Annotated in this window: 9 protein-coding genes and 1 pseudogene; 4 read left to right on the plus strand and 6 right to left on the minus strand. The window is 57.7% G+C overall.

The genetic code is table 11. The features are described from left to right. Positions 1–1431 (minus strand): quinohemoprotein amine dehydrogenase maturation protein, encoded by a 1431-nt coding sequence (gene peaB, locus RGU44_RS07685; RefSeq protein ID WP_322179111.1) that lies wholly within the window; start codon positions 1429–1431, stop codon positions 1–3. A gap of 107 nt (positions 1432–1538) precedes the next feature. Beyond that, positions 1539–3119 (minus strand): quinohemoprotein amine dehydrogenase subunit alpha, encoded by a 1581-nt coding sequence (peaA, locus tag RGU44_RS07690; protein ID WP_322216519.1) that lies wholly within the window; start codon positions 3117–3119, stop codon positions 1539–1541. A 1029-nt stretch (positions 3120–4148) separates the two neighbouring features. Here peaA and RGU44_RS07700 point away from each other — a divergent pair. From RGU44_RS07700 to RGU44_RS07715, 4 genes and pseudogenes are all read left to right on the plus strand, one after another. Then, a pseudogene (locus RGU44_RS07700) lies at positions 4149–5042 on the plus strand (acyltransferase family protein); the annotation flags it as partial. A 65-nt stretch (positions 5043–5107) separates the two neighbouring features. Then, positions 5108–6270, plus strand: a protein-coding gene (locus tag RGU44_RS07705; RefSeq protein WP_322215723.1) for an IS3 family transposase whose coding sequence is annotated in 2 segments (ribosomal slippage) — positions 5108–5363 and positions 5363–6270 — 1164 coding nt in all. Because the reading frame shifts where the segments join, the coding sequence is not laid out codon by codon here. Positions 6271–6352: 82 nt separating this feature from the next. Beyond that, positions 6353–7408, plus strand: a complete 1056-nt coding sequence (locus RGU44_RS07710) for an SGNH hydrolase domain-containing protein (protein WP_322216521.1) — start codon at positions 6353–6355, stop codon at positions 7406–7408. Positions 7409–7823: 415 nt separating this feature from the next. Continuing rightward, complete coding sequence (locus RGU44_RS07715) at positions 7824–9317, plus strand: aldehyde dehydrogenase family protein (protein ID WP_322179086.1); 1494 nt, start codon at positions 7824–7826, stop codon at positions 9315–9317. A gap of 40 nt (positions 9318–9357) precedes the next feature. Here the strand turns inward: RGU44_RS07715 and RGU44_RS07720 are convergent, their stop codons facing one another. From RGU44_RS07720 to RGU44_RS07735, 4 genes are read right to left on the minus strand one after another with little or no spacing between them, the layout of a single operon-like run. Further along, positions 9358–10653, minus strand: a complete 1296-nt coding sequence (locus RGU44_RS07720; protein ID WP_322179085.1) for a tryptophan 7-halogenase — start codon at positions 10651–10653, stop codon at positions 9358–9360. Further along, a complete protein-coding gene (locus RGU44_RS07725; protein ID WP_322216524.1) occupies positions 10650–11324 on the minus strand; it encodes a S8 family serine peptidase in 675 nt (224 codons plus the stop codon). Before RGU44_RS07725 ends, RGU44_RS07720 begins: the two co-directional genes overlap by 4 nt. Positions 11325–11331: 7 nt before the next feature. Then, positions 11332–13050 (minus strand): ABC transporter ATP-binding protein, encoded by a 1719-nt coding sequence (locus RGU44_RS07730; RefSeq protein ID WP_322179083.1) that lies wholly within the window; start codon positions 13048–13050, stop codon positions 11332–11334. Continuing rightward, entirely contained in the window at positions 13050–14954 is a 1905-nt protein-coding gene (locus RGU44_RS07735; protein WP_322216526.1) for a sigma-54-dependent Fis family transcriptional regulator, read from the minus strand. The genes RGU44_RS07730 and RGU44_RS07735 overlap by 1 nt, the downstream gene beginning before the upstream one ends. Positions 14955–14988: the final 34 nt, after the last annotated feature.

Below are 14988 nucleotides of genomic sequence, written 5' to 3' on the forward strand. Positions count from 1 at the left end.
TCAATGCGCCTTCCGCGGAGTGATATAGCTGGTAATGAACGCAGGATTGACCGCCATGATCCGGGTATAGACTTCGATACCGAAGTCGACCCAATCGCGCATCAGTTCGCAGTAGTGATACGTCGGATGAGCCGGGTCGCCATAACGGGCATAGCTTTCGTGGTAGCAGCCGCCCGAGCACAAGTTACGAATGCGGCAGTCTTCACACCCCGTATTGGTGCGGTCCAGGCGCTGGGACAGGAAGTCGTTCAACTCCACCTGTTTGACCCCGGTGTGAACGTTGCCGAATGTCGGCAGCGTTGAGCCGGTAAACCGGTGGCACAGGTTCAACTCGCCCTTATGGTCTACGGCCAGCATCTTCAAGCCCGCGCCACATGGCAGGGCTTTCTTGTGCCCCTCATGGATGTCGGTGATCAACTGATGCAGGTTGGAGAATCCAATATTGCGATGGATCAGCGCAGCTTCCAGATAGCGTCTACCCAGAGCCTTCATGCTGGCGAAAACTTCGATCAGTTCCTCGCTGGACAGGTTGTAAGTGCTGATGTCGCCGGAGGTCACCGGGGCGAAGCCGACTTCGGCGAAACCCATCTCGTTGAACAAGTGATCCCAAATCGTCTCGACGTCGGTGACGCCCTTGGTCAGGGTTACCCGTGCACCGACCGGACGGCTGTTGTAACGCGACAGGAGCATTTGCGCCTTGCGTCGAACCACGTCGTAAGTACCCTGCCCGCCAACGGTGATGCGGTTGCGGTCATGGACAGTCTTGGGGCCGTCGATGCTGACCGACAGACCGAAGCGATGGGCGTTCAGGTAATCGACAATTTCTTCAGTGAGCAGCGTGGCGTTAGTGGTCATCACAAACTCGACCATTTTGCCGGCTTCAGAGAAGCGTTTCTCACAGTAATCAACCATGTATTCGAGCAGTTTTCGATTGCTCAGTGGCTCACCGCCAAAGAACACCACCGTGTAGCGCTCTTCGTCAGGGGATTCCTTGAGCAACATCTCAACCGATGCCACTGCCGTTGCGACGTCCATCTTTTTGCCTTCAGACGGCTTGTCGAGGTCTTCTTTATAGCAATAGGTACAACTCAGGTTACAGCCGGTGTTGACGTTCAAGACCACGGTATTGATCGCCGTGCGTTCAACCCGTTTGACCCCGATGTCCGGGGTCAGTGGCGAACCATCGCTGACCAGTTCCAGGGCCATCAACTCACGCAGGGTCTCGGTAACTTCTTCGCCACCGTAGCGGTTGGCCAACTGCGATATCAGATCGTCTGATGAGCAGCCTTCGCCACGCAAGGTATCAATGATACTGCCGGTCAGCTCATCGCTGGCAAACAGGGAACTGCTGGGAATATGGAACAGCATACGGTCGGAATCGACATGCACTTCATGCAGATTTCGTTCGACCAGATTCAAAATAACGCCCATTGCAACCTCCTCTGGAACCCTCCGTTGCGGGGAGAATCCCGGTCATTCCTGAACAATGCCTCAACCTTTGGTTTTGCCCGACCTGAGCAGCCAGACGCGACACCGGATCAGGGAATGGGTGGATTGTTCCAACGCTGCACGGTGACGATCATGTGGCCTTCACCGGTCAACGATTTACCGGCATCATCCACGGCCGCGATGACCTTGAGGTTGCCAGCGTTATTGGTCGACATTTTGCGCTCGGGGTTAGGTCCCGCACCGCCCGGCGTGAACACACCGGTGTCGGCTTGCATGCTGCCGGCGAACTTGACGTCTTCGTCCTCTTTGGCACGGTCGTCGAACGGCTCGACCTTCCACTGCGCCGGGAACACGCCAATCCGGTAAGGCTTGCCGTCAGCACCCTTGCCCCAGGCCTCGGCATCGAAGCGGCCCTGAACCTTCGGCGTAGAGCCGCCGTTCTCGCCGATGCGCGCCACTGAGAACTCGGGCACAACCTTGACCTGGTCAATGCGTTGATAAACCGCCAGGGTCACGCCCTTGAGTACGCCCAGCGTGACTTGCCGAACGCCGGGTTTAGCACTGTCTGCCGCCTTGAGCTTGAACCGCAGGCGTTCCGGAGTTTGCTCCAGGACTTCGACAATCTGAACCCCAGGACCAAAGTCTGGCGTGCCTTTAAGGCCGCTGCCGATCAAGCTGACCTCGGTTTCACTGCCTGCTTTCAGATACCCCGGTTGCACCGCGAGCAAACGAGAGGAACCCTGTCTGGCCGCAATGAAGTCAAGCCCACGCTCATCATGCGCGGTCTCGAACATCAGCCCTTGCAGTTCGCCGTCTTTGGCCGCAAACACCTGACGCATGGCCACACCATCGATTTTCAGGTTGCCGCGCCATTCGTAACCGTTATAGAGAATCGCGCTGCCGTCACCATTGAACGGGCTACCGTCCGTGTACTGACCTTTGACCGCAACCTTGAACTGGTCACTGCCATCGGCGCTGACGCTCATGGTTCCCGACAATTCACCCTTGCCGGGCAATTGACCACTAAAACTCCACTCTCCGACCAGCGCATCTGCGTGCGGCCGGGCTTTTAGCCAGTCCGTCCAGGCCTTGTTTTCCAGCGGATACTTTTTGGCCAGCAGTGGCACCATGTCTTTGCGGGCAATATCGAACCAGTCACGGTCACGGGCCAGCGCCTGATATTCCAGTGAAGGCCATTGCCCCAGGTGGAAGTTCACCAGACGCTCCCACTCCTCCGCCGGACGCCGTTGCAACGCAACGCGGGCACCGGAGTGACAGCGGCCACACATCTGGCTGAACTGATCATCAAAGTGCTCGACGGTATTGAGTCGGCGTTCGAGCGCATAACGCACGCCATCCGTCTCGCTGGGCGCCAGGCCCTGAGTGTCAGCGAGGTACTTGACCAGCGTGCGACGGTCTTCGTCGCTGATCTGCAGCTTATGCATGGTCTGCATGCGCGCAATGCTCATCAGCCAGCCTTCCGGCGTTTTACGCTGGTGGCTGATGCGGCTCAGGCCTTTATCGGCCTCAGGCGTGTGACAGCCCTGACACGTTTCCCTGAGGATGCCTTGGGCATCACGTGCCGCCATGCTTGGAGGCGAATGCAGAGCGACGCAAGCGGCCATCGCCAGCAAACCGCTCGTCATGCCTGCTCGGAGTTTTCTCTTCATCAACGTCGAACCTCCCACGGTGCTTTTTGTTTTTTAGTTGGAGATGTCCAATACACGTAGCGTGCCAGATTAGTAATACTTATTTAAATCAAACAGTTAAACCTTATTGTTAACTTCGTTAATGCCTGGCCCAACCCTGGCTGCGTTTAATTTCGCGACAACTGTTCCACTCTGAGACGAGCATAGTTCGCATGGCACGTCTGACCACCGAGTCGCGCCTGATGCTTACCCGCGCTGGCGCCTCAAGTATGTTGCGGTTTTTGACAGTGGGTACCGGATAAGGCCTTCTCGATGACGGCACGGTACCCATAGGTAACAACCCCCCACGCTGATGAGTTTGATCTAGTCGGCCAAGCTCGATGGGCATGATCTGTTCGAGTGCTTGAAGGACATACTGACGCAGCTGCCGACGCAGAAAATGAGCGAGATCGAGGCGTTATGCCGCACACGTTGCAAGCTGTTTAAACACGACGCTAGATAAAATCGTTTACCTGATTGCCGAATACTCATTTGATTTCGGCTCTACCAAAAAGTCACGTCCAGGACGTGTTTGTAATCAAACCTATTATCAACAGGCAGAGGCCAATGTAAGCGTGTTGTCTGGACGGTTACGGCCCCCGTATGCTGCTGATGGGCGAGGGAATGGACTCCCCCTGTCGATAAAGGAGCGGGCTAGTCATGATGAAAATCTGAGCTATCATCGTTTGGGTGTCCTCAGACCCAATGGAAAAAATGACCCGGCAGAGAGCTACCGTGCCCCCCAATAAAACAACACCACCGCTTGAACACAGCAACGTTCAGATTCCGTTCAAATGACTGTGTAGATCAGGGCTCTGTAGTGGGCTTTGGCACGCAGCGCTGAAGGGGCGTCAGTGCACTGGCTATCTATCCTCGCCGCCCCCTTAGGCGTTTTGCGTCTGGCGGTAGCATTTGCCTGCGCGTTTTTTGTGCACGCTCACTCGACATGAACGTCCTCATGCATGAATCAAGTTTTAATACCTAAACTCAACGTGGAAGAGTCGACTCATCATGAGCACTATTCACAACCCGGCCTTGAACTACCGCCCAGAAATCGACGGACTGCGCACGATGGCGGTCGTCCCCGTTATTCTTTTCCATGCAGGCTTTCAGTTATTTTCCGGCGGCTTTATCGGTGTCGATGTGTTCTTCGTGATTTCTGGATATTTGATTACGTCGATCATTTTGGCCGAGATGCTGGCTGGTAAATTTTCGCTGGTAAACTTTTATGAACGCCGAGCACGGCGGATATTACCTTCATTATTCGTAGTGATGCTCACTTGCCTGCCCATGGCCTGGGTATGGCTTGACCCCCTGAACTTCAAGTTTTTTGCCAAGAGTTTAATCGCGGTGCCAACATTTTCGTCTAACGTGCTGTTCTGGCGCGAGAGTGGATATTTCGATGTGACCTCGGAGCTGAAACCGTTACTGCATACCTGGACCCTCGCGGTGGAAGAGCAGTATTACCTGGTCTTCCCACTGATCCTGATGGCCGCTTGGGGACTGGGTCGAAAAAGGATCGTCGCCATTCTGATGATCGGTGCAATGATGAGCCTGGTCATTTCCGAACACGGTGCGACCCATGAATCCTCCGCATCTTTTTATCTATTGCATGCCCGTGCATGGGAGTTATTGGTGGGCTCCTTCATCGCCTTTTATTTTTCCTGGCGGCCTCGCTTGGAGAATGGCCCGAAAGCCATTAATCAAGCAGCAACAATGCTCGGTACTTCGTTAATTCTTTACGCCATATTTACCTTCGACAGTACCACCTCATTCCCCGGGTTGCATGCCTTGATCCCGACAATTGGCGCAGCCTTGATTATCATTTTTGCCAACGCTCATACCCTAGTAGGGCGGGTGCTGAGCACTCGCGCCTTCGTGCTGATCGGAATGATCAGTTACAGCGTGTAGTGGTCTAATGAAACCGGACACCCATTTAGGCGAGAATGCTCGCCAGATCGAGGTGTCAGATGACCAAACAACGCCGCTCCTTTACTGCTGAATTCAAACGCGAGGCTGCTGACCTCGTGCTCAAGCAAAACTACAGCTACATCGAAGCCAGCCGCTCACTCGGCATTGGTGAGTCAGCGCTGCGCCGCTGGGTTGACCAGGTTCAGAAAGAGCACCAAGGCGTCACTCCGCAGAGCAAGGCGCTGACCCCAGAGCAGCAGAAAATTCAGGAACTGGAAGCCCGGATCGCTCGGCTTGAGCGAGAAAAATCCATACTAAAAAAGGCTACCGCGCTCTTGATGTCGGAAGATCACGAGCGTTTGCGCTGATTGATCAGTTGAGTGCCCATGAGCCGGTTGATTGGCTGTGTAAGGTGTTTGAAGTCACCCGCTCGTGCTACTACGCCCAGCGCCTGCGGCGCCGCACTCCCGATGTTGAACGGCTTCGGTTGCGTAGCCGGGTCAGTGAGCTGTTCTCGCAAAGTCGCAGCGCTGCGGGCAGTCGCAGCATCCTGTCACTGATGCGTGAAGATGGTGAGCAACTCGGTCGATTCAAAGTGCGCAGTTTGATGCGCGAGCTTGATTTAGTCAGTAAACAACCCGGCTCACATGCCTATAAACGAGCGACAGTAGAAAGACTCGATATCCCGAATACCTTGAACCGTGAGTTTGATGTGCCAGCTCCTAATCAGGTCTGGTGCGGTGACATCACCTATATTTGGGCACAAGGAAAGTGGCACTACTTGGCTGTCGTTCTGGATCTCTGCACGCGCCGGATAGTGGGCTGGGCACTGTCGGAAAAGCCGGACGCCGAACTCGTGATCCGGGCCCTGGATATGGCCTACGAGCAGCGTGGCAGGCCTTCGGATCTGCTGTTCCACACCGACCAAGGGTCGCAATATGCAAGCCGCTTATTTCGCCAGCGGTTGTGGCGATACCGCATACGTCAGAGCATGAGTCGCCGGGGAAATTGCTGGGACAATGCGCCGATGGAGCGGGTGTTCCGGAGTTTGAAAACTGAATGGATACCGACCTTAGGCTATAGAACTGCGCAGGAAGCACAGCGCGATATCAGCCATTTTTTGATGTATCGGTACAACTGGATTCGGCCGCATCAGTTCAACGGTGGGCTGGCGCCAGCTCAGGCCGAGGAAAAACTTAACGTCGTGTCCGGGATTAGTTGACCACTACAGCGCCTACCTATGGCATCAACCCATTTTCGCCTTCGCGCGTGAGAGCTACCTGGTCGAGCCGAGCTCAACGATCATGCTTGCGCTTACCCTATTGTCGCTGGTATTAGCTTATTTGAGCTGGCGCTTTATAGAACAGGCTTTCCGAAAAAAAAGCTCGATAAAAAGACATCATATATTCACGTTGGGGGCCATTTTTTCACTGATGTTCATAGGCGTTGGGCTGACCGGATATACCAACGAAGGTTTCGCCAGCCGGTTTGATTTAGATCCGGTAGCGCTGGAATCATTTACCTTCACAAAAATACGCTTTCCCTGCGATAAAAATTACGATGGCAACGGTTGGAGCATCGATTTCTGCTTATTTGGGGCGGTCGACAAAAACGCTACCCCGGAGGTTGCTGTATTTGGCGACAGCCACGCAGAAGTGCTATTGCCGGCCTTCGACACCGCAGGCAAAGAGCGGGGGAAAACCATTGTGCATATCGGTCTGGCTGGCTGCCCTCCACTGTTGGGTGTGGATGTTCTCGCTGGCAATTATGTTGTGGGCGTGTGCGAAGCCCTCGCGAGACGCGAATATGACTATGTAAAAATGAACGGCATCAAGACGGTAATTCTTGTCTCACGCTGGACGCTTTATACGGATGGCGATTACGACAAGTGGAAAAAGAGCAGCTATTTTCTTGTGTCCCAAGACACCCAGGAAAAAACCAAAGAAGCATCCAGGGCTGTGTTTGAGAAGGCCCTGAATAAAACCGTCGAGGCTTACCAGGCGCTAGGCACCCATCTTTACATAGTGGCTCAGGTTCCGCAGCAGATGGTCGATCCGAAAAACCTTTATTACCAACTCGCCCGCGGAACAGGATCGAGCGACGAGAACATACTACAGAGGGTAAGCGAGCTGTCCGTGCCACTGTCAAAACACAATCAACTTCAGCAATTCACTCGTCATCTTTTCGAGCTAGACAGCGAGCAAAATAAAATAAGACTGGTCACGCTGGACAATATTTTCTGTCAACAACAGGTGTGTCTGATAGGCGACACCCATTCCTATTACATGGACTACAATCACTTGAATGCCAAAGGCTCACAATTGGCGGTTAATGCAATCAGTAACGTTCTCGCCCAGTAACGAAGACGTGACTAGCATTAAAATATCGGCATAAAAAAGCGCGTGCGAGCGAAACTCCGAACGCATCCTGGAATATGCCGTCACCCCCTGACTGCAGTGGTCTAATGAAATCTATGGCCACCCCCATTTAGGCGAAAATACCCGCCAGATCTGGCCCCGGCGAAAACCGAAGAAAAACTTAAAACTGTGTCCAGTATCAGTTGACCACTACCTTGCAAAACGCCGGTACCTAAAGCCCAGCAAAATCAGGGTCTTAAATTTAATCACCTGTCGCAGTTTGCGACACTCAAACTGCCCACCGTTTTCAACCGATCAAATAATAATTATTTAAATCAATCAGTTAACCCGTCAAGTCGACTTGGCACAGCCGTTGCGAAAGACCTCGCATCCACTCGAATAACAAGAGGTCACTCCTATGCTGAACCATTCATCCCTGCTACCCGCCACTGTTGCCTTTATAAAACGGGTACCCCGCATGCTGATCAATGGCGAGTGGGTCGAGGCCGCCGACGGCAACGTCATGACGTTGCATAACCCCGCCAGCGGTGAAGTGCTCTGCACTGTGCCCTGCGCGACGCCGGACGATGTCGATCGCGCGGTACTCGCAGCTCGCCACGCGTTTGATGACTCGGCCTGGAGCCGGACCCGGCCCCGTGAGCGGCAGAACCTGCTGTGGAAGCTCGCCGACCTGCTGGAGCGCGATGCCGAGCTACTGGCCCAGCTTGAATGTCTGAACAATGGCAAGAGCGCGGCGGTAGCGCGGGTCATGGATGTACAGCTGTCCATCGACTTCTTGCGCTACATGGCCGGCTGGGCGACCAAAATCGAAGGTTCCAGCGTCGAAGTTTCGATGCCCTTGATGCCCAACGATCAGTTTCACAGCTTTATCCGCCGTGAGGCCGTGGGTGTGGTGGGCGCTATCGTTGCCTGGAACTTCCCGCTGCTGCTGGCCTGCTGGAAGCTCGGCCCAGCCCTCGCGACGGGCTGCACCGTGGTACTCAAGCCCGCTGACGAAACGCCAATGAGCGCCCTGAAGCTCGCGGAATTGGCACTCGAAGCCGGTTACCCGGCCGGGGTCTTCAACGTGGTGACCGGCACCGGCATCACTGCCGGCTCCGCCCTGACGCACAATCCACTGGTCGACAAACTGACCTTCACCGGCTCCACCGCCGTCGGCAAGCAGATCGGCAAGATCGCGATGGATTCGATGACCCGTGTCACCCTGGAACTGGGCGGTAAGTCACCGACCATCGTCATGGGTGATGCGGACCTCGCGGCCGCTGCCGCCGGGGCTGCCAGCGCCATCTTCTTCAATCAGGGCCAAGTGTGCTGTGCCGGTTCGCGGCTGTATGTGCAGCGCAAGCACTTCGATAACGTGGTCGCCGACATCTCGGATATCGCCAATGCGATGAAGCTGGGTAACGGCCTGGACCCTAGCGTGGACATGGGCCCCTTGATCTCGGCCCGGCAACAAGAGCGGGTGTCGCGCTACATCGAGATGGGCCGTGAGGGCGGTGCGACCATCGCCTGTGGCGGCGAACAGTTCGGGCCGGGATTCTTCGTCAAGCCCACCGTGATCGTCGGTGTCGATCAGAAAAACCCGCTGGTCCAGGAAGAAATTTTCGGACCGGTACTGGTGGCGATTCCCTTCGATGATGAAGCCGATGCCCTGCGTCTGGCCAACGACAGTCCCTACGGGCTGGGCGCCAGCGTCTGGTCAAACGACCTGGCAGTCGTGCACCGGATGATCCCCCGGATCAAGTCCGGCTCGGTGTGGGTCAATTGCCACAGCGCGCTCGATCCGGCGCTGCCTTTCGGTGGCTACAAAATGTCCGGGGTCGGCCGGGAGATGGGCTACGCCGCCATCGAGCACTACACCGAATTGAAATCCGTGCTGATCAAACTGTAAGCCAGCAACACCCTCCGACAGGCTCACTGCCGGAGGGTGTTTAAGGACGGTAGCCCTGGCTGAGCAGCCAACTGCGCACTAGATGCTCCTGTTCTTTCGACAAATCCGCCAGCACCTGCTGCGCGGGCTCTGTTTGCAGGCGAAGGACCAACGGTGCTAGCTCGATGCCTTGCAAGTGCCAGACCCCCAGCGGTTGATCCGCCGTCACCACCACTTCAGCCTCATCCACCAGACCGTCGCGCAATACCGGGGCCCGCTGCAGGCTGATGGCCGCGAAATCAGCCGGTTTGTGCGCCAGATCAGCGTCCGGCCATTGGCGACGCGCCTTCCAGAAAGGTTGATCCTGCCAACGCTGCTCATCGGCATAAAAATCACGCCCGATCCTGGCGAACCGTAAAAACAACTGCTCGACCCGTTGCCGGTGAAACTGCTGGGCCAACGCCGCACGTTCAGGCGCTCGCAATAAGGTGTTGATCACCACCGGGGCCTGGAGCGCCGAGGACAGTGACTGGAAGATACCGTTGCCCGACAGCGGGTCCACCGCCATGGCGGCATCACCGACCCGAATCCAGTTGTCACCGCACACCTGCGGGCAAAGAATGGCCGTGCTGCTGCGGGCATGCAGGTGCACATCAACCTCGGTGCCGTCGGCAAAAAATGCCGTCGCCAGCGCCGATGCCTGGCGCCTCTCCCGACAGTAGTCGAGTAGCTGGGCTTTACCCGGCAATTCGGCGCTGGCCACGTCCACCGTCAGTTGCCAATAGCAACACCCATCGGCCTGGCGCGCCATCCAGACCCAACCCTGCTCGATGCTTTCGACCGCACTCGCGGTCGCCCCCGGCACGCCCTGCCAGCGGTTGAGCAGACTGACGGTTTCCGGCCCGCGCAGACCTTTACCCAGCGCGGGTGCCTGACGACCGCGTGACTCGACCAAAAAGTCCGCCTGAAGATCGGCGTGGCCTTCAATCTGCACCCGATGCCCCGAGGCAGTCGACTGTACCGCCAGCACACGCCCCTCGATCAGCTCGACACCGGCACGCTGCAGATCCTCGCGCAGGCCGCGATCAAACCGTGGGCGATCCAGCAGCCATTCAATATTTTGTGCGTGCTGCTGACCATTCCAGGACACCTGACGCTGGGACGGCAGCGTAGCATCTGCCAGCGCATGCTCCAGGCCCGCCGCACGCAACGCCTCCAACACCCTCAGCGATACACCTTCCAGTGCGGGGAAGCGTCGCCACTCGCTGACTATCGAGACCGGGTAACCGAGCCGGCGCAGGCCCAATGCGACCGCCGCGCCCGCAGGCCCGGCGCCTAAAATCAGAATCGTACTCATGGCCCGACCCGCCGCTCAGGACCACGGTAACGGGCATAGGCCCTTAGCAAATCGATGATCTCCGAGTTAGAGGCGTGCGGTTGTTCAGCCAGATACGCGGCGATATGCCCGCTCAAGGCCGCGCAACCCAGGCTGGCACCGGACTGCCCGGCCAACGTGCCACGCACGCACGCGGCGAAATCCGCCTGGGCGCTGTTAAGCCACGACCAATCCTGCTCACCACAGCGTGCATCACCGGTAACCCGCACGACACCCGGGTAACTCGCCGGAAATACTGCCTCGCCCTGAGCCGGACTTGAGGCGCACAGCAATACCCCACGTTTCAGCGCCGCCGCACAGGCTTCACGCAACAGACTTCGGTCCTGACGCATCCCCAGGCTCAAGTTGATCAGGCGAACTTCGTGTTCAGCCAGCCAATCGATCGCGCTTGAGATTTGCATCGCACTGGTGACCCCACGTTTATCGAAGACCTGGGCCACACAAAATTCAGCCTCGGGTGCGCGTCGGCAAATAGCGTCGATGATCGCACTGCCATGCCCAAGTTCATCCCCCTCCACCTCGTCCTCGAGCAGCCCCTCCTCCACCAGCAAGAAGCGTCGGCTGGCAACAACTCTAGGCTGTTGCGCGGGTGAATGGCCGCTGTCAACGATGCCAATGCGCACAGGCCGCATAAGAGACTCAGACCTCATGGACGACTGTCGACGACGTGAGCACGCCGTCTACCATATGGAAGCGCAGGTCTGCATCCGCCAGCGTCGACGGACGATGACTGATCAGAATCCGTGTTCGTCCGGCAAACAGCTGGTCAATGGCGCAAATGACTTCACGCTCGGTGGCTTCGTCTACCGCCGAGGTGGCTTCATCGAGGACCAGAATCAAAGGGTCTTGCAACAGTGCGCGGGCGATGGCGATTCGTTGTTTCTGCCCACCGGAAAGCTGCTGTCCTCGCTCGCCGAGCGGACTGTCGAGGCCTTCGGGCAGGGACTCGATCAGGCTGTCCAATTGAGCCAGATGAGCGACTTCGGCAATCGCCGCACGGCTGGCGTTTGGCGAGCTGTAGGACAGGTTGTCCGCCAGGCTCCCGCGAAACAGCACAATGTCCTGACTGACCACCGCGATTCGCCGACGTAACTCGAACAGGTCTAGATCACGCAGATCACAGCCGTCGAGCAAGACACGACCGGCTTGCGGGTCCTGGAAGCGTTGCAGCAGATCGATCAGCGTCGACTTGCCCACCCCGGAGCCGCCGCTCAAGGCGACTTTCAGGCCATAAGGGATACGCGCATCAATGCCCTTGAGGATCGCCGGACGCCCCGGATGGCTGAAGTGCACCGACTGAAACCACACCTCGCCCGTGGTGGGCATCGGCAGCGGGTGCTCCGGCGTGCTGACTCCCGGCTTTTCACCGCGCAACTCCATGACCCGGCCGAGGCTCACGGTCATGCGCTGCAGGGCGACATACAGCCCGAGCAGGCTCTGCACCGGGCCGACGGCCATGCCCAGGTACGTAGAGAAAGCGATCAACGCGCCGAGCTGCCAAGTGCCCTGCACCACCCAATAACCACCGATCAGGAACGCGCAGGCCCGAGACAATGAGGTCAAGGTGCCGGGCACCGCCTGGGTGAAGAATTCGGTGACTTGCAGGCGCAGCAGTTGAGTCATGTAGCCCTGCCCCAAGGACTCCAGCCTGCGTGCTTCGCGCTGCTGCTGACCGGACGCCTGGATGAACTTCATCACCGGCAGGGTTTCGACCATGAAGGACGACACGTCCGCCGAACGCTCGCGCAACTGTTTGACCTCATGCGCAACTTTGCGCCGCATCCAGCGCAGCCAGAGGATGTCCAAAGGAATCAACACCACGGCCAGCAGTGACAGTTTCCAGGACAGGGCCAATAACATCGCCACGGCGAAGACCAGACCAATGATGCTGGAGACCGCCGAGAACAGTGAATCGACGGCAAAGCGCTGGACCTCCGCGACATCGCCATCAAGCCGGGACATCAAGTCGCCAATGCGTCGTTGTCCATAGAACGTCGGCGACAGTGTCTGTAAATGCCGATAAATTTCGTCACGCAAGGCGAACAGGATCCGCCCGGACAGTCGCGTGTACAGATAACGGTTGATCCCGGATAACACCGTGCCCAGCAGCCCGGCACCGATCATCAATCCGGCGATCAGCGTCAGCATCGAAAAGTTACGTGCCAGCAAGCCATCGTCAATCAGCAACTTGGTCAGCCAGGGTTGCACCAGCACCAGCAAGGAAGCGCACAGCGACAGGCCCAACAAACCGCCAATGGCCAGGCGATGTGGACGGACGAAGCCGTACAGCCATGTCAACGCGTCGTGGAGTGCCTGCGGGTCCTTGCTGTCGACCAGCCTGACAATCAACCGCTGCATCAGCTGCGCAACTGTTTGAGCTTGCGGTACAGCGTCGCCCGACTGATGCCTAGCGCGTCAGCGGCGGCCGAAACGTTGCCCTGATGACTGTCCAGAGAGTTGCGGATCAACTCGAGTTCATTCTCGCGGATACGGCCGGTTTGAGGACGGTCACAGGCGCTCAGGTCATCAAGCATGCTGTCGGGCAGGTGCTCCAGCCCCAGCTCGCTTTCGCCCTCGTCGCGCATGGCCAACACTGTGCGCAGCACCATCTCCAACTGACGTATGTTGCCCGGCCAGTGGTAGCCCGCCAGTAACGATTGCAAGTCGCTGGAGAGTTTGACCGTCACATTGCCCAATTTGCCCAGCAAGCTGCTCACCAGCGCATCAAAATCGTCACGCTCACGCAAGGCGGGCAACATCACGCTGATGCCATTCACCCGGTAAAAAAGATCCTCGCGGAACTGCTTTTCCTCAACCTGACGCTTGAGATCTCGGTGGGTGGCACAGATCAGTGCGACATCGATATCCTGTTCCTCGCCTGCGCCCAATGGCGCGACCTTGCGGTCCTGCAGTACCCGCAGCAGGCGGGCCTGGAGTGCCAAAGGCATATCACCGATCTCGTCGAGGAACAGCGTGCCACCGTGGGCCTGTTGCAGGCGACCGATCATGCCGCCACGCCGTGAGCCGGTAAAAGCACCCTCGCGATAACCAAACAATTCGGACTCGATCAACCCTTCAGGGATGGCTGCACAGTTCACCGCGATAAACGGTTTATCACCGCGCACACCCGCCCGGTGAAGGGCCCGGGCGATAACCTCCTTGCCGGTCCCCGTTTCGCCCAGCAGCAAAACGGGCAGCTCGTTCGCCAGCCCTTGGCGTGCCATGCGCAGCGCGCGGGCATACCGACTGTTACCTCCCGCCAGCGCCTCGAGATTGGGTTGCGCGGGGGCCGCTTTAGGCGCGCCCCGAGCCACACTGGCCACGTTAGGCGAGCGTTGTGGCGCGCGCAGGGCTTTATAGAAAAACTCGCCCTTGGCGGTTTGCAGGCTGCCTATGCTGCCTTGCCGCAGACGCGCGAGCAGTTGCAGACCATCGATGCCCAGAAACTCTTCACAGCGCCGCCCCACCAACCCTGCCCGAGGCACACCGAGCAACTGACAGGCATGCGCGCTGACCGCCAGAATCTTTCCGGTCAAATCCAATGCCAGCAGACCCTGCCACGCGGATTCAAGGTATTGGCGACGACTGTGGAAGGCCAGGACGATTTGATCCGGATAGGTCGCGTTGAACACCCGGCTTTCAATCTGGGTGACAGCCATGCACAACAGCGCAGTGCTGTCCTGAACGCGCCCTAAAGGGCCTTCGCGGGTCAGGTCAAGCACACCGAGCAGCTCGCCATGGGGGCTGTGAATCGGCACAGACGTACACGAGAAAGGGCTCAAGCGATCCAGAAAGTGTTCACCGCAATCGATCAACGTCGGACGAGCATTGACCAGCGCAGTGCCCAAGGCATTGGTGCCGCGAGCCGCCTCACTCCAACAGGCACCCAGGGCGATGTCTTGCAAGCCGCTGCCTTTAAGGTCATCGGCGCGACCCTCAAGGGCGAGAATGGTGGCGTCGGCATTGGCCAGAATAATCAGCCCTTCCTTGCCTTGCTGAGCCGCCAGATAGTCGATCTCCGGCGTCGCAGCGTCGATAAGCAAGCGATTGCTCGCCAACAGCAACTCAAGACTGGCCGTCGACTCCAGCGCGAGCTCGTGCTTGCTATTGAAATGCACACCGTGGCTGAGACTGCGCCGCCATGAGGCATCAATTTCGGCCCGCAGCACCCCATCGGGCACTTCACCTTCGCCGTGCAGTGTCTCCCGGGCCAGCCGGGCTTCGCTTTGTAACTCAGCGTTTATTGTTTTTATTAGCGACATTCAGCGCTCCGAATCGGTCCGCCCAGTGCATCCC

Origin of the sequence: Pseudomonas sp. 5C2, assembly GCF_034314155.1 — a bacterium.
GTDB lineage: Bacteria > Pseudomonadota > Gammaproteobacteria > Pseudomonadales > Pseudomonadaceae > Aquipseudomonas.